Annotated in this window: 14 protein-coding genes; 5 read left to right on the forward strand and 9 right to left on the reverse strand. The window is 36.1% G+C overall.

Annotation, left to right across the window (positions count from 1 at the left end; genetic code table 11):
* Positions 1-286: 286 nt before the first annotated feature.
* Positions 287-9,508, forward strand: a complete 9,222-nt coding sequence (locus tag C8C84_RS10270; protein WP_121313553.1) for a DUF4082 domain-containing protein — start codon at positions 287-289, stop codon at positions 9,506-9,508.
* Between the two features lie 20 nt (positions 9,509-9,528).
* Here the strand turns inward: C8C84_RS10270 and C8C84_RS10275 are convergent, their stop codons facing one another.
* Complete coding sequence (locus C8C84_RS10275) at positions 9,529-10,584, reverse strand: DUF3810 domain-containing protein (RefSeq protein WP_121313554.1); 1,056 nt, start codon at positions 10,582-10,584, stop codon at positions 9,529-9,531.
* Positions 10,585-10,680: 96 nt separating this feature from the next.
* Here C8C84_RS10275 and C8C84_RS10280 point away from each other — a divergent pair, with 96 nt between their 5' ends.
* Positions 10,681-12,144 (forward strand): aminoacyl-histidine dipeptidase, encoded by a 1,464-nt coding sequence (locus C8C84_RS10280; RefSeq protein ID WP_121313555.1) that lies wholly within the window; start codon positions 10,681-10,683, stop codon positions 12,142-12,144.
* Between the two features lie 91 nt (positions 12,145-12,235).
* Here the strand turns inward: C8C84_RS10280 and C8C84_RS10285 are convergent, their stop codons facing one another.
* Positions 12,236-13,099 carry a helix-turn-helix transcriptional regulator gene (locus C8C84_RS10285; protein WP_121313556.1) on the reverse strand — a complete coding sequence of 288 codons (864 nt, stop codon included), beginning with the start codon at positions 13,097-13,099 and terminating at the stop codon, positions 12,236-12,238.
* An 82-nt stretch (positions 13,100-13,181) separates the two neighbouring features.
* Here C8C84_RS10285 and C8C84_RS10290 point away from each other — a divergent pair, with 82 nt between their 5' ends.
* The 3 genes from C8C84_RS10290 to C8C84_RS10300 all read left to right on the forward strand — a co-directional run bounded on the left by C8C84_RS10290 (position 13,182) and on the right by C8C84_RS10300 (position 17,002).
* Positions 13,182-13,544 carry a DUF983 domain-containing protein gene (locus C8C84_RS10290; RefSeq protein ID WP_121313557.1) on the forward strand — a complete coding sequence of 121 codons (363 nt, stop codon included), beginning with the start codon at positions 13,182-13,184 and terminating at the stop codon, positions 13,542-13,544.
* Positions 13,545-13,662: 118 nt separating this feature from the next.
* The gene (locus C8C84_RS10295) at positions 13,663-14,694 is read left to right on the forward strand and encodes a hypothetical protein (protein ID WP_121313558.1); all 1,032 of its coding nucleotides are present in this window, start codon (positions 13,663-13,665) and stop codon (positions 14,692-14,694) included.
* Positions 14,654-17,002, forward strand: coding sequence for a hypothetical protein (locus C8C84_RS10300; protein ID WP_121313559.1), 2,349 nt, complete (start codon positions 14,654-14,656; stop codon positions 17,000-17,002). The genes C8C84_RS10295 and C8C84_RS10300 overlap by 41 nt, the downstream gene beginning before the upstream one ends.
* 41 nt (positions 17,003-17,043) lie before the next feature.
* Here the strand turns inward: C8C84_RS10300 and C8C84_RS10305 are convergent, their stop codons facing one another.
* From C8C84_RS10305 to C8C84_RS10335, 7 genes are all read right to left on the reverse strand, one after another.
* Entirely contained in the window at positions 17,044-17,592 is a 549-nt protein-coding gene (locus tag C8C84_RS10305; RefSeq protein WP_121313560.1) for a PepSY-associated TM helix domain-containing protein, read from the reverse strand.
* A gap of 4 nt (positions 17,593-17,596) precedes the next feature.
* The gene (locus C8C84_RS10310; RefSeq protein WP_121313561.1) at positions 17,597-19,837 is read right to left on the reverse strand and encodes a TonB-dependent siderophore receptor; all 2,241 of its coding nucleotides are present in this window, start codon (positions 19,835-19,837) and stop codon (positions 17,597-17,599) included.
* A 148-nt stretch (positions 19,838-19,985) separates the two neighbouring features.
* Positions 19,986-21,131 (reverse strand): PepSY domain-containing protein, encoded by a 1,146-nt coding sequence (locus C8C84_RS10315; protein WP_121313562.1) that lies wholly within the window; start codon positions 21,129-21,131, stop codon positions 19,986-19,988.
* Between the two features lie 75 nt (positions 21,132-21,206).
* On the reverse strand, positions 21,207-23,327 hold the full coding sequence (locus C8C84_RS10320; protein WP_121313563.1) for a TonB-dependent siderophore receptor: 2,121 nt from the start codon (positions 23,325-23,327) through the stop codon (positions 21,207-21,209).
* A 174-nt stretch (positions 23,328-23,501) separates the two neighbouring features.
* A complete protein-coding gene (locus tag C8C84_RS10325; RefSeq protein ID WP_121313564.1) occupies positions 23,502-23,984 on the reverse strand; it encodes a DUF6265 family protein in 483 nt (160 codons plus the stop codon).
* A gap of 72 nt (positions 23,985-24,056) precedes the next feature.
* The gene (locus C8C84_RS10330; protein WP_121313565.1) at positions 24,057-24,665 is read right to left on the reverse strand and encodes an HPP family protein; all 609 of its coding nucleotides are present in this window, start codon (positions 24,663-24,665) and stop codon (positions 24,057-24,059) included.
* Positions 24,666-24,668: 3 nt separating this feature from the next.
* The gene (locus C8C84_RS10335) at positions 24,669-25,937 is read right to left on the reverse strand and encodes a chloride channel protein (RefSeq protein WP_121313566.1); all 1,269 of its coding nucleotides are present in this window, start codon (positions 25,935-25,937) and stop codon (positions 24,669-24,671) included.
* Between the last annotated feature and the right edge of the window lie 122 nt (positions 25,938-26,059).

Raw genomic sequence — 26,059 nt, forward strand, 5'->3', positions numbered from 1 at the left:
AAAAAATAGCTAAAAAATGAAATGTATTGTTCTAAAATTGGAAAAATACTTTTCAAAATTTTATTCTAAAATGGGTTGTCATAAATCCAAATTTTAATTGAAAACATGTAATTAGTAGAGTTTTCGGGCTTTATATCTATAATTTTTTCTGTTAGCGCATAAAAATATTAATGTTGTAGTCAGATATTTATAAGAATAATCATTGATAAGTTTTGATTTAATTGATTTGCTAATCAGTTTTGCACTGCTAATAAATATCTGATTTATAAATATAACCCCATTTATTATGAAAACAGATAGTTGTAAAAATTCGTTGGTAAAATCATTTTTGGCTTTATTAAATGCTAAATCTAGTTCTTTTTTATTCCTTATCTTTTTGTTGAGCAGCTCACTTTTTGCACAAAATCCAATTGTAGCAGAGAATGCTAATCAAGGAAATCCTGCTTCAGAATGGGATATAGTAGGTTCGGGAGATTTGAGTATTCAAGGTTTTGCTACAGATATTAGTGTGAATACAGGAGAAACCATTGATTTCAAAATTGATTGTAAAGCACCACAGACAAACTTTACCATAAAGATATATCGATTGGGTTACTACAATAACGACGGTGGTCGATTGATTGCTGATTTAGGTTCTTTTGCAGGAACCATTCAACCATCACCATTATATGAAGTGGCTACAGGAAAAACCGATTGTAGTAATTGGAGTGTTTCGGCTTCATGGAATACTACAGGTGCGGTATCCGGACTTTTTCTTGCTAAGTTAACACGAGCCGATAATAATGGTTCAAGTCATATAGCTTTCATTATTCGAAATGATGGTGTTCCAAGTGACATGCTTTTTAAAACGTCGGATACTACTTGGCAAGCTTATAACGGTTATGGAGGCAATAGTTTATATGTAAACAATTCCGGCATTTCAGTTCCCGGTTCGAATCGCGCTACAAAAGTAAGTTATAATCGCCCGTTTTACACTCGCGGTGGCGGTGGCGGAAGTAGTTCATCAGAAGATTGGCTTTTTGATTCAGAATATCCAATGATACGTTGGTTGGAACGAAATGGCTATAATGTTTCTTATACTACAGATGTCGATATGGATCGGAATACAACTGCTATAACACCGAGTTTGCACAAAGTCCTTTTATCGGTTGGACATGATGAATATTGGTCAGCCGCTGAGCGAACAAAGTTTGAAAATGCTCGTGATGCCGGTGTTCATCTAGGTTTTTTTAGTGGGAATGAAGTCTATTGGAAAACCCGTTGGGAAGATAATCACCGTACTTTGGTTTGTTACAAAGAAGGAGGTTCAGGAGAAAATCAATGCGGATTTAAATGCGATACTTCAACGCCAATTTGGACAGGTTTATGGCGAGATGGTAGTCCAACAAATTACCCAGGAAGTGATGCAGGTCGACCAGAAAATGCTTTGACCGGTCAAATCAGTTGGGGTGACGCAACAGGTTCAATAGTGGTTCCGGATACTTATAAAAATCTTAGGTTTTGGAGAAACACGAGTATTGCTAGTTTAGGCGAAGGTCAATCCGTAACATTACCTTATGGAACTTTGGGCTATGAATTTGATTTCGAACAATTCCATGCTTTCTATCCACCTGGTAGAGTAACGCTTTCAAGTACTTTTTTAGTAGGTAAGAATCATAAACTTTCGATGTACAGACATACTAGTGGCGCACTAGTTTTTGGAGCAGGAACCGTACAGTGGAGTTGGGGTTTAGATGAACATCACGATAGAGGAAATGAACCGCCAAGTCAGGATATGCAACAAGCTACACTTAATGTTTTTACAGATATGGGTGTTTTGCCGGCAACAGTACAACCGGAATTAATTATCTCAAATCCTATCAATGTAAATCCACCTGTTTCAGTAATTGGTTCTCCTGTAAATAATTCAATTTTGCCACAGAACAGTCAAGTAACTATTTCAGGAACAGCTTCGGATACCGATGGCGCAGTTGCCGGTGTTGAAGTTTCTGTTGATGGAGGAACAACTTGGAATGTAGCTGTTGGGATGACCAATTGGAGTTATTCTTGGATTCCGACTGCTCAAGGCTTGGTAACCATTCAGACCAGAGCTTTTGATGACAACGGCAATATTGAAACACCGGGAGAAGGTATCACTATTACTATTGGTGAACCGGAACCAATTGTTTGTCCGTGTTCTATTTTTGCAAGTACCAGCACTCCGACACTTCATGAAAATGATGGTCAGCCTATTGAAGTTGGGATGAAGTTTAAATCCGCTGTCGATGGCTTTATCACCGGAATTCGTTTTTATAAAGCGATAGGCGATAATGGTACACATACCGGAAATTTATGGGATTCAAACCAAACATTGTTGGCCTCGGTGCTATTTACAGGAGAATCTTCCAGTGGATGGCAAGAAGCTACTTTTACTTCGCCAGTAGCCATTAATGCAAATCAGACTTATGTTATTTCTTATCATAGTAGTGAGAATCGATATACTTCTACATCGGCTTATTTTACATCGGCTGTAATTACCGGAAATCTTACTGCTTTGGCAGATGGAACAGACGGACCAAATGGTGTGTATGTTTATACCCAAAATTCGGCTTTTCCATCACAAACTTATCAAGCCAGTAATTATTGGGTTGATGTTGTTTTCAACACTGAAGCCACCGATACAACTTCGCCTTCGATTACACAAGTGCAACCTGTTGAAGAGGCTACTTTAGTTTCTTACACAACAACGGTAAGTGCCACTTTTAGTGAAAATATAAATGCTACGACCTTAAATGAAGCTTCTTTCGAACTTCGTGATAGTGAAAATAATTTAGTTCCTGCTACGGTTGTTTATACTAATGGAACTAAGACAGCAACACTAACGCCAACAAATCCATTAAATTTTTCAACTGCTTATACTGCAATATTAAAATCAGGCATTGAAGATTTATCAGGAAATGCTATTCAAACTGATTATTCATGGACTTTTACAACGGCTGCTGAATTGCAACCCAATCCAATTCCAACACCTGATGGTCCCGGTGGTCCAATTTTAATCATTAGTTCGGCCTCCAATCCTTTCAGTCGATATACTATTGAAATACTCAGGGCTGAAGGAATTAATCAATTTAAAGCTTTGGACATTTCTCAAGTGAATGAAACTGTTTTAGCGCAATACGATGTAGCTATTTTAGGTGAAATGGCTATCGATGCTTCTCAAAGTTCAATGTTTAACGATTGGGTTACTTCGGGTAAAACGCTGATTGCCTTTAAACCGGATGAAGACTTGTTCCCTTTAATGGGTATTGCTTCTGTTTCCGGAACATTATCTGATCAATATTTGTTAATTAATACTGCTTCCGGACCGGGTGTTGGTTTGGTTGATCAAACTATTCAATACCATTCAAATGCTGATTTGTATACTTTAAATGACGCTTTTGCAATAGCAACATTGTATTCGTCAGCTAATACTGCCACTTCAAATCCGGCTGTTACTTTTAAAAATGTAGGATCAGGAAAAGCCATTGCTTTTGCATATGATTTAGCCAAATCAATTGTCTATACTCGTCAAGGTAATCCATCTTGGGCCGGTCAACAAAGAGATGATCAAAATGACGGTAATATTCGTTCCAATGACTTGTTCCAACCGGATTGGATTGATTTTGATAAAATAGCGATTCCGCAAGCCGATGAACAACAACGTTTATTATCTAACATTATTCTTCAGAGTAATTTGGACATAATGCCATTGCCACGTTTTTGGTTTTTGCCACGGAAGTTAAAAGCCGCCGTTGTAATGACCGGTGACGATCATGGAAATAATGGAACTGCCGGACGATTTGATTATTATTTGAGTTTCGGAAATAACACGGCTGAGGATGTTTTAAATTGGAGAGCGATTCGCGGTACTTCTTATATTTATCCAAGTACGCCATTAAGCAATACTGACGCCGCTGCTTATGAAGCGCAAGGTTTTGAAATAGCATTACATGTAAACTCGGGATGTAATGTGTATACTTATTCCGGATTGCAATCATCATTTGCTAACCAAATGACCGATTTTAATAATAAATATACCAATTTATCAGCGGCTAAAACCCATCGCACCCATTGTATTTCATGGAGTGATTGGGCAAGTAAGCCAAAAGTGGAGATAGCCAATGGCATTCGATTAAACACAGATTATTATTATTGGCCGGCTTCTTGGGTTCAAAATCGTCCTGGAATGTTTACCGGTTCCGGAATGCCAATGCGCTTTGCGGATTTAGACGGAACTATAATAGACAATTACCAATTGACCACTCAAATGCCTGACGAATCGGGATTGAATGTGGCTAATTTTATCAATACTTTATTAGATAATGCGCAAGGAAGTTTAGGTTACTATGGTGTCTTTTGTGCCAATATGCATACAGATAATAATAATCCAGGCGATCAATCTGTTGTGGGAAGCAATGCCATTATTGCTTCGGCTATTGCTCATAATGTTCCTGTAATTTCAGCCAAGCAGATGTTAACATGGTTGGATAGCAGAAACGCTTCTACTTATTCTAATCTGGCTTTTGCCAATAATATATTAAGTTTTACGATGGCACAAGCTTCAGGCGCTCACCAATTACAAGGAATGCTGCCGGTAAGTTCTTCCAATGGTGAATTGATCAGTTTACAACTTGAAGGTTCTCCCGTTGCCTATACTACGGAAGTAATTAAAGGAATAAATTATGCTTTTTTTGAGGCAGCATCGGGAAATTATACGGCAACTTATGGTGTTGATATTCTTTCACCCATAATTAGTAATGTTGTTGCAACACCAAATAATGATGGAACTGCAACAATAACTTGGAATACCGACGAGCCATCAACTTCAGTAGTTTATTTAGGAACTCATGAAGAAAATCTTGCTTTAACTCATTCAAGTAGTGCTTTAGTGACTAATCATTCAGTTATATTAACCAATTTAAATTTAAATACAACTTACTACTTTAGAGTAACTTCTGTTGATGCTGTTGATAATAGTACAATACAGCCTATTGCTCCTGAAAATATGAATTTTGTGATGCCGGCCGGACCTTGTGCTTTAGACACCAGCAGTGCTGATTTTAATATGGGAACAATTGCCAATACAATGGTGATTGATACTGAAGGCGGTGGATTGAGTTTAAATGCAATAATCAATGAAGCGTTTAATGGGTCAAGTTTTCCAAGTGGTTGGTCAAGTTTTGCTTGGACAGGAGGAACAACTTCTGTTTCGGGTGGTGCTGTAACGGTTGATGGTGCCCGATTCAATACTGTATCTCCTACAACTGTTTTCGGACCGGGAAGTTCAATGGAGTTTGTGGCTACTTTTGGATCTGCCTCATTCCAACATGTTGGTTTTGGAGCCGGAACAGATGCCACAGATTCGAATGGAATTTATACCGGACAATCCGCTTGGGCAATGTTCAGTACCGGAAATCAATCGTCGGTCTTAAGAGCCAGAACCTCTTTAAATGGGGTAACTTCTGTTGATGTTAATTTACCCGGAAGTTTATTAGATTCTCCTCATTTGTATAAAATTGAATGGGAAGCGTCGGCTGTCAAATATTACGTAGACGGAACTTTGGTTCATACCGAAGCGATTACTATCGGAGGAACTATGCGTCCGGCAATCAGCGATTATAATGCCGGAGGTCCGAGTGTTAGTGTAGATTGGATAAGAGTTTCACCTTTTGCTTCATCTGGCACCTTCATTTCCAGAATTTTTGATGCCGGAAATATTATTCAATGGCAAAATGCTAGTTGGAATGCTTCAGTTCCTTCAGGAACTACTTTACAAATTTCCCAACGCCAATCTAATTCCAGCGAAGATATTTTGAATGCGACTTGGTTTACCATACCTTCAAGTGGAACTTTTGTTGGAGGAATTTCTCAGTATATCCAATACAAAGCAGATTTTGCAACTACAAATAATACTGTATCACCCGTTTTAAAAGAAATCAGTTTTGTCTGTGGTGATGCTCCTTTAAGCGCTCCAGTTATTATGATGCAACCCACAGCTCAAGAAGCTTGCGGCGGTACTGAACTGACTTTTTCGTCTTTGGCTATAGGAAATCCAACACCAACAGTACAATGGCAAGAAAGTACGGATAATGGAACGACTTGGTTAGATATTGAGGATGCAACAAGTGAGAGTCTAGCATTGAATATTAGTTCAGAAGATAATGGCAATCAATACAAAGCAATTTGGACAAATACAGTAGGAAGTGTTACTAGTGATGAAGCTGCCCTGACTGTTAAGTTAAACCCAACCGCCACTTTAAGCGCTGCTAGTCTTACTATTTGCCCTGGTGAAAATATAGCTTTAGAATTAACAGAAGCCTCCGGAGTTTCTCCTTATACTTTGGTCGTAAATGGTATAACCTATTCAAATGTTCAGATTGGTGAGACATTTGCTAATTTTAATGTGGAAGAAATCAGTATTTGGAACGATTCAGATATACCGGCTAATCCTAGTGTTACTGATAATCTGCCTATCGAGGTTGGAACTAAATTTAGATCAACTATCGAAGGTTTTATCACCGGAATCCGTTTTTATAAAGGACTTACCAATACAGGAGCGCATACGGCTAATTTATGGAACGCTAACGGTTCACTATTAGCCAGTGCTTTATTTACGGCTGAAACAGCTAGTGGCTGGCAAGAAGTGCGTTTTGCAACTCCTGTTCCTATACAAGCCAATACAACATACATCGCTTCTTATTTTTCACAAGACGGCTTTTTTGCAATCGATGCAGGTTACTTTGCCAGTAATGGTCAGACCAATGGTGTTTTGACTGCTTTACAATCAGGAATTGATGGGGCAAATGGGGTTTACCGTTATGGAGGAGGATTTCCAAATTCGGGCAATACAGCTAATTATTGGGTAGATGTATTATTTTCTCAAGCAGATAATAATTCATTGGTTTATTCATTAACCAATATTATTGATGCCGAAGGATGTGAAAATACGGGTAGTCCAGTGAGCAGTGTTTTTGTGACAAAAGCCTCTTTGCCGGAAGGAACAATTTCACCGACTCAAACAACTTTATGTTCGGGCAGTGATATTAATTTAGTTTTTGAATCGACAGCCGGAAACGGACCTTTTTCTTTAGTTATTAATGGAAATACTTATGCAGACATTACGAGCGGAATACCGTTCTCTGTTGGAGTAGCTAACCATGTGCCTTCATCTAACTCAATTTGGAATACCAGCACTATTGGCGGCTCACAATCGGTAGACAATGCACCAACAGAATTAGGGGTAAAAATCAAATCTTCTATCGATGGTACCATAAGCGGTATTCGTTTTTATAAAACAGGTACTGAAATATTGAACTTCACGGGATCATTATGGACTGTTGGGAATGAAACTACCCCAATAGCCACGGCAAATTATTTAAGTGATAATACACCGGGTTGGAAAGAAATTGTTTTTGCTACTCCTGTTCCCATAACGGCTGGAGTGAGTTATGTGGCTTCTTATTTTTCTCCAAATCCTAACTATTATGCTTATACAGCAAATGGTCTGGCTGTTCCTTTTGTAAATTCAACACTAACAGCAGAAGCAAGTTATTACAAGCAACCAGGTACCGGATATCCTGCAACAAGCAGTAGTGCTAATTATTGGGTAGATGTTATTTTTAATAGTAATTCAAGCACCGGTAATTACACTTTAACCTCTATCACAAGTGCTGCCGGGTGTAGTACAATACTTGATTCTCCCATTACAGTTCCGGGCATTATTATTTATCCTAGCTTTACCCCAACAGTTTCTTTAGAGAGCAATGATGTAGATAATACTTTTGCTTATGGTACAACTGTTACTTTTACTGCCCATGCGGATAATTTAGGTGGCGGTATTGTAAGTTATGATTTTAAGGTAAATGGCGTATCGGTTCAAAATGGCGCTTCAAATACTTTTGTTGTTGGTAATTTGGCCAACGGTAATCAAGTTAGTGTGACTATTAGTGTAGCAGGAGATATTTGTCTATCGACTACTACCGTTAATAGTAATGTTATTTCTAATGTTGTAACAGGTGCTTATTTAAGCCATATCACTAATTTTTGTGGTTTAACGTTGCCAGCAATAGATTCAAGAATCAAATGTTCCATTCCAAGTGGTGTTGTAGGTACTTTAGGTTACCGATTTAAAGTAAGAAACAATGCTACCAATGCAACAGCTACCGTAGATAGTAGTATTGCCAACTTTAACTTAACCATGACTAATATTTATGCTTTTGGGACTTCTTATAGTGTTCAAGTAGCAGCAGTGGTTAATAGCATAGAACAACCTTATAGTAGTGTATGCATCATTACTACTCCGAGTCTTCCTACTAACCAATTAACCTCTTTATGTGGCCAAACGTTAGAGGCATTGAATACAAGAATTTATGCTTCAACGGTTTTAGGTACTCAGCTTTACAGATGGCGCGTTGCTTTGACTACCGCACCGACAACTTATTATGAATATACTTCTGTATCTTCAAGTTTTCGATTGACTAATGTTCCCGGTTTACCGGTTTCTTTTGGTAAAAGTTATTTAGTGGCAGTTCAATCAGATATTATGGTTAACGGATCTTTGGTTACTACAGATTATGGTTTTGAGTGTACAGTAAGTACTCCACCGGTTTCAGTCATAAGTGTGTCAGCAAATCAATGTGGTCAAACTTTATCTAATATTTTAGACAGAATTTATATCAATTCGGTACCCAATGCGGTTAATTATACCTATCGGGTTAGAAAATTCGGAACAGCTTCAGATTATGATTTTACAACTACTGCTACAAGTTTCCGTTTGAATAGTTTCCCTGGTTTGTCTTTGACCTTTGAGTCACAATATTATGTGTCAGTGTCAGTCAAGATTCAAATCGATGGAGTTACTTATGATTCACCATTTAGTACTCCATGTTTGATAGGAACACCGGAATTTATTACTGTTGGACTCAAAGAGTCACAATGTGATAATGGCGATGAGGAGAATCCGGAACCCTATGAGGTTACTTCATCGAGTGAAAATATTTATTGTGAGTTTGTATCAGGAGCCTCCTATGAATTTTTGTTGCAAAAAATAGTTGGCGGAGTACCGCAAGAAGCACCTTTATCGATAGTTCGTTCAGGAAACTTCTTTAACTTGAATATGTTTACAGGAGTAGAAGCAGCTACTGATTATTTGGTTTTTGTAAAATTGATTTACTATGGCGAAGGTAAAGCAGGAAAGAATTGTTCTATACGAACACCATCATTAGCTTCAAAAATGATTCAGTCTGCATTTGAAGTTAAAGCTTATCCAAACCCATTTGATAACAGTTTCTTAGTTGGCGTGTCTACACAAAGTCAATCCTCTGTAAGTGTAAAGGTTTATGATATGTTAGGAAGATTAGTTGAATCTTATGAAGCTACTTCTTCAGAATTAGCCACTTTACAAATAGGAAGTAGATACCCAAGTGGTGTTTACAATGTTATCATTAAACAAGATGATGAGGTCAAAACCTTAAAAGTAGTTAAGAGATAGTATAAGCCAATTAAAAAATATTATTGTAAATCTTTATGATGATAGTAATTAATCAGTAAGTCAACAAACTTACTATAACTGTCAATCCCATCTTCTTGTTGGTTTGACTTTAAGTATTGGTCATAAAAAGCATGAAAAGTTTTGTCAATAAAAGTGTCATATTGTTGCCAAAACTTTTTGCTTTCTTTGAAATTTTCCAGAATTCCAAGATTGATTTTGGTTTTTAAACGTTCGAATTCCTTTTCGTTTTTCATGCCAATATTCGTCATACAATAGCGTAAAGCCGATGTCAAAGCGGAATATTGAAAATACAAATCCTCATTTTTAATGCAAGCCATAAACCCAATAAAATTACATTCGCTTTCGCTACCAAAGCCTATTTGGTGTGCCATTTCGTGGCAAACGACATTGGGGAAACCAAACATGGGTAATTTGTCATTGACTTGGGCTTCATTGGTAAACGGATTCAAATAACCACCAAATCCCATATAAGTCAGCGGTAAACTGATTAGCGATTTCTTTCTGCTTGGGATTTCGTAGGTAAAGATTGGATATTGTTTGGCCAAATGATCATACCCATTTTGGGACATTTTAAAAATACTGTCTTGCGAATAAGGATTGACTACTTTCTTAGTGCTGTCTTTGGTTATGGCGAATTGTACTTCGTTGGTTTTGACAATCAATTTTTCGGTAAAGGCTATTAATTCTTTCTCAGTGTATTCTCTTTTGATGCTCATTTTTTCGAAAAGCGGCACACGATAATAGTTGAAAGCCCAAAGGAAATGAAACATGAAATACATTACAGCAACAAAACTTAAAGTAGCCCAAATCTTGTCTTTCCAATTCAGTTTTCGATTCTTGAAAAACCAGTAAATACAGTAGATGATGGTGATTCCATAAATAATATCGCCTACAGAAAAAGGAATTTTACCCAAAATGGTTCTGGAAAAATGGGAAATCCAAACGTACAAACTATTACTGTAAAAACGCTCTACCGTTACCGGAAAAAAGGCTAGGATTTTCAGAAAGAGAATCTGAATTAGAAGAAATAATGGAAGTAGGTGTTTGCGTTTCAAGGTCAATTTTTAAAATGTAAATATAATCACAATTCAATTTCTATAGCCGTTAAACTTTGTAACTTTGTGCCTCGACATTTAAAAAATACAACTATAATGAGCCAAGAAATTAGAAACCTTGAACCAAAAGTACTTTGGAACAAGTTTGCCGATTTAAATGCGGTACCTCGTCCGTCTAAAAAAGAGGAACGTGTAATTGAATTCATGAAAAACTTCGGAAACAGTTTGGGATTGGAAATTTTTGAAGACGACATCCGAAATGTAATCATCCGCAAACCGGCCACTCCGGGCATGGAAAACCGTAAAACCATTGTTCTACAAGGGCATTTGGATATGGTGCACCAAAAAAATAATGACACCGATTTTGATTTTCTAACCCAAGGCATCGAGATGTATGTGGATGGTGACTGGGTTCGCGCCAAAGGAACGACTTTAGGCGCTGACAACGGCTTAGGTGTTGCCGCTATTATGGCGGTTTTAGAAAGCAAAGACATTCCGCATCCGGCGATTGATGCCCTTTTTACGATTGATGAAGAAACCGGAATGACCGGCGCTTTGAACTTAAAAGGCGGTATTTTAAAAGGTGAAATCCTTCTGAATTTAGATACTGAAGAAGATGACGAAATTGATATCGGTTGTGCCGGAGGCATTGATGTAACGGCTACCAGAAGTTATAATGAAGAAGAAACACCCGAAGGTTCTGTGGGTTACACCATTACCGTTAAAGGTTTGAATGGCGGACACTCCGGAATGGATATTCATAAAGGTTTAGGGAATGCCAATAAAATCATGAACCGTTTGTTATTTGACGGTTTTGAGAATTTTGGATTGCAAATTGCCGAAATCAGCGGTGGAAGTTTGCGCAATGCGATTCCACGTGAAAGTGTTGCCAAAGTAATTGTAGCCGGTATGTATGACGAAGCGTTTGTATTTGACATGCAGGAAATTATTTTCGATATCAAAGCCGAATACAAAACAATGGAGCCGAAGCTGGAGATTGAAATCGTGAAAAGCGATTTGCCTTCTAAAGTGATGGATTTAGGCGTTCAAGAAGGTTTGTTGCGTTCGATTTATGCCGCACACAATGGCGTTTACCGAATGTCTGCCGATATGGAAGATTTGGTGGAAACTTCCAATAACATTGCTCGTGTAATTGTAAAAGACGGCCAGATTTCGATTCAGAATTTAACCCGTTCTTCAGTAGAAACCTCTAAAATGGATTTAGCCAATGGTTTGCGTTCGGCTTATGAATTGTTTGGTTGCGAAGTGGAATTTGGCGGAAGCTATCCGGGTTGGACACCGAATGTGAATTCTGAAATATTAGACGTTTTAGTCAATATTTACGAAAAACAAAATGGCGCCAAGCCTAATGTAGTGGCCTGTCACGCCGGATTAGAATGTGGTATTTTAGGAACGAATTATCCGGGAATGGATATGATTTCTTTTGGACCAACGATTCACGGTGCGCACAGTCCGGACGAAAGAGCTTCGATTACATCTTCTCAGAAGTTTTGGAGGTTTTTTGTGGAGATTTTGAGTAGTATACCGGAGAAGAATTAGATTGTTAGATAATTAGATAATTAGATAATTAGATAATTAGATTGTTAAATAATTAGATTATTAGAAACCCGTTTAGAGATGAGCGGGTTTTTTAGTTTAGGTTTTTTCGGAATTCACTCGGTGTCATTCCCGTTTGTTTTTTGAATAAGCGAGTGAAATAAGAATAGTTTTCAAATCCCAATGCGTCAGCAACTTGGTTTACGGTTTTTGAAGCATTGGTTAAAATTCTTTTGGCTTCCAAAATGACCCGATTGGTAATTAATTCGGTTACGGTTTGGTTCAAAATGTCTTTGCAGATTCGGTTCAAATGTTTGAGTGTGATGTTCATTTTTTCGGCATAAAACGAAGGCGATTTTTCGGTTTTATAGTATTGTTCCAAAAGTTGTTCTAACTGATGGATTTTGTAATTATAAGAATGTGATTTATGATTTGTTGTCGAAAGGTATTTTCGAGAAATTTCAATGTGAATGCAATCGAGTAAGTTTAATAGCTTTTCTTCTTTTCTTTGATGGTTGGTTTGGCTTTCGGTGATCATTAAATCGAAATAGGGTAGAATAGTGGCTAATTCACCCATTTCAAATACGATTTCCGGTTGGTTCATCACCGATTGGTAAAAAGGATAATCTTCAATCTTTTTGTTGCCAAAATAGAGATTGTAAACTTCCTGAGAATAAAAGAAAATATAGCCTTCAATATCATTTGACAATTGCCAATGGTGAATTTGTCCCGGTTGGAGCACAAACAAACTTCCCGGTTTGATTTTGTATTGGGTAAAATCAATTTCGTGTGTTCCGCTGCCATTGGTGAATAAAACCAACAGATAGAAGTTGTGCCGATGCGGTTTTTCGATAAAAGGATGATTTTTTAAATGGTTTTTAAAGGTGTTGATGTACAACTCTTTTTTACCAAAATCAGCTTTGAAATGGTCAATATTGTAAATAGGTTCTTTTTTCAAAATGTCTTTATTGTGCTATAATTAGCGAAGATACTAAACAATTGATTAAGCTAAACCTTTTACCTTTGTCAAAAAATAAACCATGCTAAGTAGTTTGTACCATATTTTCCGAAACGAATGTCCGAATTGTCACAAAGGGAAAGTGTTTGCCGATAAGAGTTTCTTTTTTAGTTTTGGGTTTCCCAAAATGCACGAACACTGTAGCCATTGTAATTTCAAGTTTGAAAAAGAACCGGGTTATTTCTTCGGCGCTATGTTTGTCAACTACGGTTTGACCGTTGGACAAGGGATTATTACCTATTTAATCGCCAGTCAATTTTTTGACGAAACTTTCGATTTGAGAATCATCCCGATTATTGGAGTCGTAATCGTATTGCTGAGTTGTTTCAACATTCGGCTGTCAAGGATGATTTGGATTTATATGTTCAAGAATTATTCGATGTAAATCAAATTATAATCCATTAGAAACCGTTCAAATAGGAGCGGTTTTTTTTATTGAAAATATCTTGAGAAATTGTATAATTTTAATACGAATTTTACGTTATACCCAAAACATCAATTTTATGAAAAAAGTGCTGCTTCTCGGTTTGATTTCCTGCCTGTTTTTTTCGTGTAAAGAGGAACACAAAATAGCCAATGTGGAACGCGCTTTTTACTATTGGAAGAGTGACAATTGGAATATATCACAAAAAGAGGATTCTATTCGGGAAATGCAGAAAGTAAACAAGCTGTATGTTAAGTTTTTTGAAGTCGATTACAGTGATGCTATGGGTAATTTTCCCATTTCTAAAACGCAACTTTATTTGTACAACCTTGATAGTATAAATATAGTGCCGACTGTATATATAAAAAATGCGGTTTTCCTAAAATCCAATCAAGCTAGTTTGGATACTTTGGCCGATAACATTAATTTTTTGATTGCTAAATTTTATAAAGAAAAATTCAGAGAGGCTAAAGCACTGACTGAGTTTCAAATGGATTGTGATTGGACGTTGAAATCCAAAGACAACTATTTTTATTTTTTGAAAAAACTAAAAGCCATTTCCCAAAAGGAAATTAGTTGCACACTGCGTTTGTATCCTTATAAATATCCTGATAAAATGGGCGTTCCACCGGTTGATAAAGCCACTTTGATGTGTTACAATTTATTGAATCCTTTGCAAAATCACACCAAAAACTCGATATTGGATATTGATGAATTAGAAAGTTATTTGGATACAGATAAAGTTTATCCAAAGCATTTAGACATAGCTTTGCCCATTTATTCGTGGATGCAAGTCTATAAAAATGAGCAGTTTTCCAATGTAATCTATACAGATAATAAAGTCGTCAAAAAGTTGTTGAAAGAGATAAAACCTTTTTGGTATTCGGTAACCAAAGACACTGTTATCAATGAAACTTATTTGCGGATTGGCGATAAAGTTAAGTTTGAAGAAATTAACGCTCAAAAAGTGGAAGAAGCCATTCATCTATTAAAGAAGTATGTCAAGTTTGACAAGCATACTACTGTTTCTTTATTCCATTTAGACGAACAACAATTAAGCAATTATACCAATGAAGAACTTTCTGGGTTTTATAGCACTTTTAGCAAGTAACAGTCTTTTTGCTTGTGGGTTTTATCCTTATGGTGAAGAACTTCGGTTTTCATTTTTCAATCCCGATTTGATGGGATACCATTCTTATTCAGAGTTTTATTATTCCGCCAATTCATTCCAATCTAATGCGGCGTATAGGGATTTTGATAAAACGCCCAATGAATTGCTATGGGTGAAATATTGCAAAAATAAAATTTCTTATCAAGCGGTTCAAGAGGTAATGAACGGAATGACTTTGGGTGATATCCATTCGAGGTCACAAAATGCGATGCTGCTTTATTTGTACCAAAACAAAGATTTTGAGGCGATTAATTATTTGAAGTTTGCCAAAAACTGCGAGTTTTTCAATTCCTGGATGGAAGATCCTTGGGAACGCAATGAAGTACAAGCGTCTCCGGTTCGAAAGAAATTGTTAGAAAAAGCCATTTTGCTTTCGAAACAAACTAAAAACGAAGCCCTAAAGTTTCGCTATACTTTTTTGGCTATCCGGTTGGCATTTTACAGTCAAGATTTGGTTAAAATAAGAATGCTTTTTGATACTGTTTTTAAAGAGAAACCATCAAAAGACATCTTGTTTTATTGGGGTTTGTATTTCAGAACCATTGCCGAAGAAGATAAAGCTTTGGCCAATTTTTATGCTTCACAGGTTTTTGTCAATGCACCTGAAAAACGTTTTGTCATTTCGCAATATTATCATAGTGATATTCCTTTAGAACAAGTATTGGCCTTCGCAAAAACCAACGATGAAAGAGCTAATGTTTATCTTTTTGCCGGAATTTTAAAACACGATAAATCGTTAGAATATTTCAAGAAAGTACATGAATACCGACCAAAGTTTGATGGGTTGAGTTTTATGCTGTTGCGCGAAATGAACAAAATAGAAGATTGGGTTTTTACGCCTTATTATTCGCTTTTTGAGCCATCGGTAGAAACCAACAGTTATTGGCAAGAAGAAGTCTCTGTCTTTGCCGCCGTGCAAAAAAGAGTTGTTGCCGATAGAAATTACGCCGGAGAATTATTGCGCTTTATCAATGGTCTGGATTTGAATTCAGTTGAAAATCCGATGCTTTGGAAAACCTGTAAAGCATATTTGTTATTCATCACTAAAGACTACAACAGCAGCATTGCTTTGTTGGATGAATTGCAAAAAGTCAAACAATCTGAATTGGTTACCAATCAATTAGAAATTATTGAGGCATTGGCCTTAACAGCCAATCAGGCCTACGGAAGCGCCATATTGCTCAACGAAGTAAAACCGGTTATTTTAAGAAATAAAAATCACCAAAAGTTTCTCTTTGCTTTGGGAAGAGAATTAGAATACAAAGGAAACACGAGTGATGCGGCATTATTGTATTCCACCTTAGGCAAAGGGTATGAGAATTATTATGAAAATCATGATTATTACAATAGCGTTTATTGGAAAACGGTTACCAATTCAACCGACAATTATTCTGATTTCTATACTAATTATTTCGATTACATCAACGTAATGTATACGCCCGGACAAATGGAAGCTTTGATTGACAACGTTTATAAAAACAGAGACAAGGAAGATGAGTTTTCGGTTTTTAAATACAATGTGTTAAAGACGGAATTACCTCTTTTGTATGATTTATTAGGCACCAAATACATTAGACAAAACAAACTGACTAAAGCAATGCAAAGCTTTAAGAAAGTAGACGCGAAACTTTGGAATGAAAAATATACTAACTGGGAACGCGATAACAACGGCTGGTTTTTTGGCGATAAAATTTTTGACCAAAATCCTTTCTATGTTGTAAAGTATACTCCGGAGTTTATTCCCTTAAAAGATACTGTTCGCATCAATAAATATACCGTTACCAGACAATTGATTAAGTATATCAACAAAGCCGAAAACCCCAACGAGAAGAATAAAGATTACTATTATTTTTTAGTGGGCAATTGCTATTATAACATGACACATTTTGGAAATGCCTGGATGATGCGTCGTTACTATTGGACTGGTGGAGGAAATCCTACTACACTGGAAGATGAAAGAGAATATTACGAATGCCTTTCGGCAAAGACTTATTATTTGTTAGCCCTAAAAAATGCTAAAACGGATAAATTTAAAGCTTTGTGTTTGCGAATGATTGCCCGTTGTGAAGCCAATAGATTGATTCATGCCGACAACGATAGTTTTAAAGGTGATTACAATCAGTTCCAGAATTACATTATGGCCAATAATAAATACTATAAAGAGTTAAAAGAAAAGTACCCTAATTATTATAACGAATTGACCTCAAACTGTGATGCTTTCGGAAAGTATTTCAGCGCCAGGCGTTAATAAAAAAGCCCCGATTAATCGGGGCTTTTTGTTTGTGCTTGTTAACCCAACAAGAATAAAAACAATAAAGGGAAAATAAGTCCGGCGAGTGCCAGTTTCCAACCTCTGCGTTTAAAGGTAAACTTACCGGCAGGAATCATAATCGCTCCCGTGATGGCTATCGTTATCAATGATATTCCAAAGATGTCGGAATAATAAATCCACCAATTGGAAGTGTTTTTGTGCAGTTTCATCATATGACTGATGATAGGTGTTTTGTGAAAAGAAACAATTTCGCCTTTTCCGGTTTTCATATCGATTTCAACATCGTGTTTTTCGAATGAAATTTTGAAAGTTCCTTTCTTTACACTGTGACGGCGAATTTTGTCCTCAATGCCTAAAGCTTTACCTAATGAATCCGCAAACGGCTCGCTGATTTTGTCTTCAGTTGGCATTTTTACTTCGATGGCTTTGGTTTCTACCGTGTATTTTTCGGGATGCCAATTCTCTCTGTGGTTCATCATGATGCCCGAAAAGGCAAATGAAATGATCAATCCAATGTAAAAATACCCTAAGTCGCGGTGCAAATTTCTGATGGTGGCTTGCTTCATTTTTTTAGAATTTATAAGACAATGTTGTGGTAAGCATTCTAGGTGCAATAGGAGTAACGGTGTTGTCATCGTAAACGTAGTAACTCACTACATTTCCTAAGTTGGATAATCTGGCTCTGATGGAAAACTCTTTGATAGAATAACCGATAGAAGCATCAAATTGTAAAAAACCTTCAACCGGAATTGGTTTTCTAGCCAATTCTGCTGCAGTAGAAGCGTTGTTTGGTCTTAATCTTCCACCAAGACGTTCTCCGATAAAAGTAGATTGTAATCCTAATTCTAATCCTTTCAATTTAGTATTTTCAAATGTATAGAATGCACTGGCGTTAGCAGTATGTTTTGGAGAAAATCTTAAATAGGTTCCCGGATTGTAGATGTTGCTTTTGGTATATTTTGTTTCATTAAAACTGTAACCGGCAATCATTCTCAAACCTTTGTGGTGCGCAGTAATGTCTAATTCTACTCCTTTACTTTGGTAAGCACCGGCTAATTCTTTGATGTTGGTGTTCGTATTTCCGTTAGAGAAATCTGTTTGTGCCAAATTGCTGTAGTCGATTAAATAAGTCGTCAAATTGGCCACCAAATGACCTTTGAAAAACTCATTTTTAATTCCAACTTCATATTGATTGATGGTGGAATGTGGCAAAGCATTCAAGTTTATGTCGGTTCCGGTATTCAATACAAAGGAATCAGAATAGCTTGCGAATATTGAATTGGTTTTGGTTGGTTGGAATACCAAACCTAATTTTGGTGAAATGATATTATCGTTATTTGTTGTTGGAACACTCGGCGTAGGAGTAGCGCTAAAAGTAAAGGTGCTAGAGGTGTTTTCCAAATAGCTGTAACGCAATCCGGCCAATACTTTGAATTTAGCGTGTAATTCGATTAAGTCTTGAAAATAAACCCCGGCTCTTTTTATATTGGCTAATGCATTGGTGTTTTTATCCATTGATGGCACAATAGTATTAGCATAAATTGAATTCTTTTGAATTACAAAATACGGATTGTAGATGTTTATTTTGTCGTAGTAATTGATGTTTTTGTAAGCCAAAGTGGTTGTATTGCTTTGATCCGCATCGGCACCAACCAGTAAAGTGTGTTTTATTTTTCCGGTATTGAATGTACCGGTTAAATCTACTTCAACCAAGCTGTAATCTTGTTCTGTATCGGTTTTTTGAACTCCTCTGATCCAATCTCCATTCGCACGAACTAAATTGTTGTTTGGGTTTAAAGGATCTGTAATTCCGGCATTAGGTCTTAAACTTGACAGCAAATTAGTGCTATAACCTTGGTAAGAAAAAATTCCTTTCAGTTGCCAATTCTTGCTTAAATCATGGTTGATGGTTGAAGTAAAACCAATTTGCTCTGAATCAAATTTTCCCCAATTGAACCCTAAAAAGGAGTTTATAGGCAATTCAACTACTTTGTAGTCAATGGCGGCCAAACCAAAATCGGGCGTTCGATTGTCTTTAGTATAATCGGCTTCTACTATAATGTTAGTTTTTGCAGAAATATCAAATAAGAAAGAAGGATTGAAATAAATTCGCTGCGTTTGTACTTCATCTCTAAAACTATTTCCTTGTTCGTAACTGGTGATAAATCGGTAAGCTACAGTATTGCTATTGTTTACAGCACCGTAAACATCAACAGTAGGTTTGAAGAAATTGTATTCAGTGGCTCTGAAACTCAATTCACCTCCATGGTCAAATCGTGGTTTTTTGGTGATAAGGTTCAAAATTCCACCCGGAGCAACGTTACCGTATAAAAGTGCCGCACTTCCTTTTAGGATTTCGATGCTTTCTAAAGAGCTTGTTTCCGGAATTAAGGAACCGTTGAAACGAACACCGTTTTTAAAAGTATTGGCGCCGCTGAAAGTAAAGCCTCTTGAACCCAATTCTTCTTGGTTATTTCCGGAAGCATTGCTCGCACCTGAAACATAAACACCATTAGCGTTTTTCAAAGCATCAGATAATCTTAAAATTTGTTGTTGTTTGATAGTTTCTTTACCAATTACAAAAGTGGCTTGTGGTAAGTCTAAAGGTTTGATGTTGGTTTTACCACCTTTTACTATCGTTTTTTGTTGTTGAGAAATGATGACTACTTCTTGCAGTGTTTCCCCTTTTTTGTTTTTTACAGTATCATTGACTGCATATAGGTCTTCCTGAAAATTGTTTTTGGTTTCTTGAGAAAAACCAACAGCATTGATAGCAAGTGAGAAGGCGAGGATTGAGGTATATTTGTACATTTATTTAGAATAAGTTAAAATAACGGTGCAAATATAAATACGAGAAACGGATAAAAAAAGTTTATTTAGATTAAATATAAATAGTTTTCAACAAGTTAAATTTAATACTTTGATTTACTGAAAAATAGGAGTAAAAAAAACACCTAAATTAATTAGGTGTCATTTTATTTCTTCTTCCGTACCATATCAAAAAGCCGGTAATCGGTAAACTGGCAATTAGTAAACTAATCAAAAAGGCGAATATTTTTCCGGGTAAACCCAAAATAGCACCGGTGTGAATATCATAGTTCATTCGCATCAATTTATCGGATGTATTGGCGTCTTGTAACTTTCCGTAGATGTGATTTACTTTTTTTTCATTTAAGGTATATTGGTCAAAATAACGGTAATCAGTTTCCCAATATGTGCCTTCGTCTAAATTGGCATTGGCAGCTATGGAACTCGAATCAGTTTCCGGCGGATGCACTTCAATTGATTTGGCCTCAGGATATTCTTTTTGCATCAACATCCAAACTTTATCCAAAGGTTTTGCAACAGCAGTATAGGCAATTTCTTTTTTAGAAATCGGATCTTCATAAACCAACGACTTTTCGCCACCAATAATTGTATAATAACTATAAGCAAACCATGGAAATCCCCAAACCAAACCGGTAACGGCAAAGATTAGCGCTATTGACATCACATAAAAACCGGTAATATTGTGTAAATCATAGTTTTTACGTTTCCATTTCAAACCATCTTTCCATCGGAACCAAAAGCGTTGTTTGGCTGCTTTTTTGTTTTTTGGGTACCAAAGAATTAAACCTGTAATCAACATGAATAAAAAGATTAAGGTAGCCGAAGCACAAACAGTTTGTCCGATTTCATGCGGTAACCAAAGGTAAAAATGACCGTCCAAAACCCATCTGAAAAAGCCGGAATACATATCAGCCTTTTCTAAAACTTCTCCTGAATACGGATTGAGATAAATGATATTGTAGTAGTCTTTGCTTTTATCATTATCATCATGACTGAAGAAAATAGCTTCAGCAGATTTACTTGAACCGTTGTATTTAATGGCGTGAAGTATTTTGTCAGGGAATTGTTTGCGGGCAATTTTTTCCAATTCAGTAGGCAATAGGAAAGGAGTGTTTTGTTTTTCAACAAAGCGATATTCCTCGGTAATGTTTTGAATTTCTTCTTGAAAAGCATACAAACAACCGGTAATAGCGATAATAAAAACAATAATACCCGATGATAATCCTAACCAAAGATGAATGTTTCTAATGGTTTTTTTAACAGCCCCGTTTTTCATTTATAAAGTGTAAAAACCCCTCATCGAAATGAGGAGTTTAATTAAACAAACAAGTAATCAAATTTTAATAGTGAATTAAAATTTATAAGTTAAACCGGCAGTCAAACTTCTCAAACGCTGTGGCGTGATGGTTGACCAACCTGAATAATATTTTTCGTTAAAAATGTTATTTACTTTTAACGTAATATTGAATTTATCGTTGTTGTATGATAAAGCAGAATTTAAGATGGTATAATCCGGTAAAGCAAAAGTACCAATGTTGGTTCGGTGTAAAGTTTTGTATTCACTGGCATGATTACCTCCAATTCCAAATCCGAAACCTTTCAAATCTCCCGAAGGGAAAGTGTAATTTGCCCAAAGATTCACTAAGTTTTGAGGACCGGCTTCTTCCGGTCGCAAGCCAACATAGGAATCATCTAAAATATCTTTGATTACCTCACTATCATTATAGCTGTAACCTGCTATGATGTTGAAACCTTTCATTGGGTTGGCTGTAAAACTCACTTCAACTCCATTGCTGTTGACTTTTCCGCCTTGACGGAAATTAGTGAAGCTAGGATCAGACATTACTTTATCTTTTACATCAATATTGTAATAGCTGATAGTGGCCGAAATAATGTCTTTATATAAATTGGTTTTTAAACCAAATTCATATTGATTGGCATGTTCAGGTTTGAAAGTTAAATACACGTTTGGATTACTTGTTCCTTGTGGAGCTGAATTAATAAAACCGTTCATATAGTTTCCAAAAACGGAAACTTTGTTTTGAATTAATTGGTAAACAGCACCAAATTTTGGGGAAAAGGATGTTTGTTTGTTTTCTGATGGACCTGAACCCGATTTAAAACTATCAACTCTCAAACTGGCCATTACCGAAAGTTTGTCTGTAATGTTTAATACGTCAGATGCATAAGCGCTGATTACCTCAGTTTCAGCAGTTGTATTTCCTTCAAATGAATTGGCTAGAATATTGTCAACGCCTGCTTGTGTCAAATCGCCGGTATCGTTACCATCTGCTAATGATACCACTCCGTTGGTAAACCAATTGGTTCCTCCATTGATGATATTGGAATTATAATAGTCTATACCAATAACTATTCGGTTTCTCAAATTTCCAATTTTGAAATCTCCAATAAAGTTTTGTTGGATGTCTGTGGCCAATGTTTCTCCTGTTCTTTTAGAAATCCAACGGTTGAAATCATTGCCATTTGCGTTGTCATATAAATAAGAATAGTAACCACTTGTTTTGCTATTACTTCTTGACAATACTGTTTGTGATGTCCATTGCTCAGATAATTTATAAAACATCTGCGCTTGCATGTTAAATGTTGGATTGCTTATTGTTAATTCATTTGAAGTGAATGAATTCTCATAATTCTGTTCAAATAAATCCATTGAGTCAAAGGAAAGTGTTGCATATCTGTTTAAAAAAATCATAGGTGCGTTAGCAGATTTCCTTTGAGAGAATTCGGTGTTAATTAAGAACGAAAGTTTATCATTGACTTTATAACTCAAAGAAGGAGCAAAGAAGAATGATTTTGCGAAACCAGCATCTTGAAACGAGCTTTCGCTTTGGTAAGCGGTGTTTACTCTAAAATCGACCTCATTATTCAAAGGAATATTTACATCGGCTGTCACTCGGTCCATTCCGTAAGTTCCGGCATTATATCCAATTTCTCCACCAAATTTCGAATGTGGTTTTTTGGTCACTATATTGATTAAGCCTCCATATGAAATTAAACTACTGCCAAATAAAGTCCCTGATGGACCTTTGATCACTTCAATATTATCAACATTTATTGGGTCAATTGAACCGTTGTTAATTCCTGGTAAACCATTGATCATTGTTGGTTGCACAGCAAAACCTCTCATGCTGTAATATTCGGCACCATCACCGCCACGACCGGTTGACTCCCATAATCTGGTGATTCCTGTTGCATTTTTTAAAGCATCATTGAAATTAGTTACCACTTGTTCTTTCAAAAGCTCGCTGGTAACGGTATTGTAAACTTGTGGGTTTTCAATGTTGTTTAATGGCATTCTTGATACAGTAGTACTTTTTTCTCTTTTGTATTTGTATTTGTTGGTATTGATTTCTACTTCTTTCAATTTATTAATGGTATCTTTCTTTGTTTCTTGACCAATAGTCGTCATTGAAATTAGCAGACCTGCAGATAGGATGATTATACTTTTCATTCTTATTTAGATTAATTAAAAATAACTTCGCAAATATAAATAGGAGGATTCTATTTTCAAAGCTTATTTAGACTAAATATGAATAATTAATTTAATAGATTGAATTGCTTTAGCTTACAAATGAAAAAAGCTTCCCAAAATAGGAGAAGCTTTGCTTTTGATAAGAGTTTGGTGTTATTTTTTCTTCATCGGATAACTTTCTGAACTCTGTTTGCCTTGTTGAATTCCGGAAATAGTTGCAACCAATGATTTGTCGTTTAATTTTTTGTAGACTATTTTTTGTGGATAATCATGTTTCGGATTTTCAAAAGTAAAACTGTTCTCTAAGTCAGAAGTCAATTTAAAGTCAACCGGTTGGTCATTGTTTTGTCCTTTTACAGTCGGTCTGTAAATCAGTGCTTCTTTTGTTTGGGTTAAAACAATACTTTCGGAATGTAAGGTGTCTTTTTCGTTTTTGATAAAATAGGTTTGGCCTGAAAAGGTACTGTCATTATCTTTAGTCCAAGTCTCAGTTAAAAGTCCTTCTGGTGATTTATTTTCCCATTGGCCAATAAGCCAAGTCATTTTCTCTAGTTTTTCATATTTATTTTCCGATTTATCTTGACATGAAGCCAAAATCAAAACTGTTCCAATCAACAAGGGTTTTATAACTTTCATAAATTTTTAAGTTTTAGAGGGTAAAAATAGGTAAAAACAGTTAAAGCAAAAAGAGAGTGGCAAGCCTATTGTTTACTCTTTTATATTGTATTTCGTAAATAAAGGAATTTTTGTCATCCATTTGTTAAAGCCTTTATTCGTTGGATATTGTCTGTTCGAGGTAATGTTATTAAAAAATAAGGCCACAACTAATAATATCATTGCTCCAATTAAAACCGGAGAAATTACATACCAGTAACCTAAACTTTTCAACTCAGCCGAACCGGTTACTGCAATCAGAGCAGTAGCTCCTCCCGGAGGATGAAGCGTTTTGGTGATTTGCATTAATACGATTGATAACGAAACAGCTAATGGAGCAGTGATCCATAAGACATCGGGTGCTAATCTTTGAACCGTTACGCCAATGATTGCTGAAATCAAATGGCCGCCAACCAGATTTCGAGGCTGAGCTAATGGGCTTTGAATTACGCCATAAACCAAAACACTAGAGGCACCAAAAGAGCCAATCATATAGATGACATCGCTATTGGGTAAAGTTTGTGATTGTAAATAAGCAATAATACCAATGCCAATAAACGAACCAATAAACGCCCAAAAGTGTTCTTTAAAATCAATTAAAGTTTCTTTATAGAGAATGTATTTTGTCTTACGATAACTTCTTTTTATATTTTTAATCGGCATAATCTATTTTAAATTGGCTGATGAATAAGTATAGACTGTAAATGGGAAAATCATTTTCGAAATATATTTAGACACAAAACAAACCAGTAGAATAGGGAAGAATAGGGTGTAATTATTAATCATACCACAAACCAGAAATAAGGCAGTAAAAGGCGCATGAATACTAGCACTTAAAACAGCTGCCATTCCGATAACCATGAAGTTTATAGGAATAACATCGGCCTGGAAAAAATTATTGGAAATGGTTGCAACAAACAATCCTAAAAAAGCACCAATAAACAAACTCGGTGCAAAAACACCACCATCTCCACCCGCAGCCAATGTTGCTGAAGTGATAATCGGTTTTAAAATCAGGATGCCAATTAAGGTTAAGATTGGAGTTAGTATTGAATTGGTATGGGAGAAAATTTCTTTCAAAGCATGATAACCATCGCCATACAATTGTGGAAACAGTATTAGACAAACACTTAAAATAATGCCACCAAATAGGATTTTCTGTCTATCTAATTTTTTGCCAAAAAAGGATTTAAAAAACAACACCGTTTTAGTTAAGTAAACCGAATTTAGTCCGGCTAAAATGCCGAGTAAAATGAAATATGGAATCGCATACAAATGCCAAGTAGTAATGATAACATTGAATAGTGGACCTTCATTCAGTATTAAAAGTAAAGCCGAAGCCACTGTTAACGCTATGACATTGGTCAAAAAGAAAACCCGATTTGTCTTTCTGGCAATCACTTCCAAGGAAAACAAAATTCCGGCAACTGGACTGCTGAATAAAATGGTGATTCCGGCCGTGATTCCTGCGCAAATTAACTCGGTTTTGTATTTTCTGAAAATCTTTTCTTTTTGCTGTGCCGTATTTCCAATTGCTGCAGTTGCCACAACTGTAGAAACCTCAATTCCGGTGGAGCCGCCAAACGCAACGGTTAATAATCCGTTGATAAAATGTGACGGAATTTTATACAACGGCAAATTCTTTGATTTTGATTCGGTAGCTTCAAAAACTTCGGTAATGCCTTTATTGGCTTTTTTCTTGAATAAATATTGGCGTAGAAAGTAAATAACCGCCAATCCGAATGTTGGTAAAATCAATAAATAAATAATATTGCTTTCAGCCTTTAAAAAGAAAGCATTCTCAAAATATTCCGTGGAATGTTTTAAAGAAATGGCTAAAAAAGAGGAAAGAACACTAATTAAAACCGAAGCAATGATTAATTTTCCAATTAAAATGGAGTTGAAGTTTTTCTTGTCTTTTGAAAATGCAGTCATTTGGAGCAGTATATTTTACAAAAATACTAAAGCATTCTTCTAAACACTATAAATAGAGTCTTAAAACTGCCCTAAAAAACGAAAGGTTAAAAATCAAAAAAATCAAACGTTTTTTACTATTT

Source organism: Flavobacterium sp. 102 (assembly GCF_003634615.1).
Classification (GTDB): domain Bacteria; phylum Bacteroidota; class Bacteroidia; order Flavobacteriales; family Flavobacteriaceae; genus Flavobacterium.

What these genes read in the sequence shown, in the direction of transcription:
- C8C84_RS10290 (WP_121313557.1), top strand. Translation starts at nt 13,182, where the DNA reads ATGCTAAGTAGTTTGTACCATATTTTCCGAAACGAATGTCCGAATTGT.
- C8C84_RS10320 (WP_121313563.1), bottom strand. Translation starts at nt 23,327, where the DNA reads ATGAAAAGTATAATCATCCTATCTGCAGGTCTGCTAATTTCAATGACG.
- C8C84_RS10310 (WP_121313561.1), bottom strand. Translation starts at nt 19,837, where the DNA reads ATGTACAAATATACCTCAATCCTCGCCTTCTCACTTGCTATCAATGCT.
- C8C84_RS10270 (WP_121313553.1), top strand. Translation starts at nt 287, where the DNA reads ATGAAAACAGATAGTTGTAAAAATTCGTTGGTAAAATCATTTTTGGCT.
- C8C84_RS10335 (WP_121313566.1), bottom strand. Translation starts at nt 25,937, where the DNA reads ATGACTGCATTTTCAAAAGACAAGAAAAACTTCAACTCCATTTTAATT.
- C8C84_RS10325 (WP_121313564.1), bottom strand. Translation starts at nt 23,984, where the DNA reads ATGAAAGTTATAAAACCCTTGTTGATTGGAACAGTTTTGATTTTGGCT.
- C8C84_RS10315 (WP_121313562.1), bottom strand. Translation starts at nt 21,131, where the DNA reads ATGAAAAACGGGGCTGTTAAAAAAACCATTAGAAACATTCATCTTTGG.
- C8C84_RS10330 (WP_121313565.1), bottom strand. Translation starts at nt 24,665, where the DNA reads ATGCCGATTAAAAATATAAAAAGAAGTTATCGTAAGACAAAATACATT.
- C8C84_RS10300 (WP_121313559.1), top strand. Translation starts at nt 14,654, where the DNA reads ATGAAGAACTTTCTGGGTTTTATAGCACTTTTAGCAAGTAACAGTCTT.
- C8C84_RS10280 (WP_121313555.1), top strand. Translation starts at nt 10,681, where the DNA reads ATGAGCCAAGAAATTAGAAACCTTGAACCAAAAGTACTTTGGAACAAG.
- C8C84_RS10305 (WP_121313560.1), bottom strand. Translation starts at nt 17,592, where the DNA reads ATGAAGCAAGCCACCATCAGAAATTTGCACCGCGACTTAGGGTATTTT.
- C8C84_RS10295 (WP_121313558.1), top strand. Translation starts at nt 13,663, where the DNA reads ATGAAAAAAGTGCTGCTTCTCGGTTTGATTTCCTGCCTGTTTTTTTCG.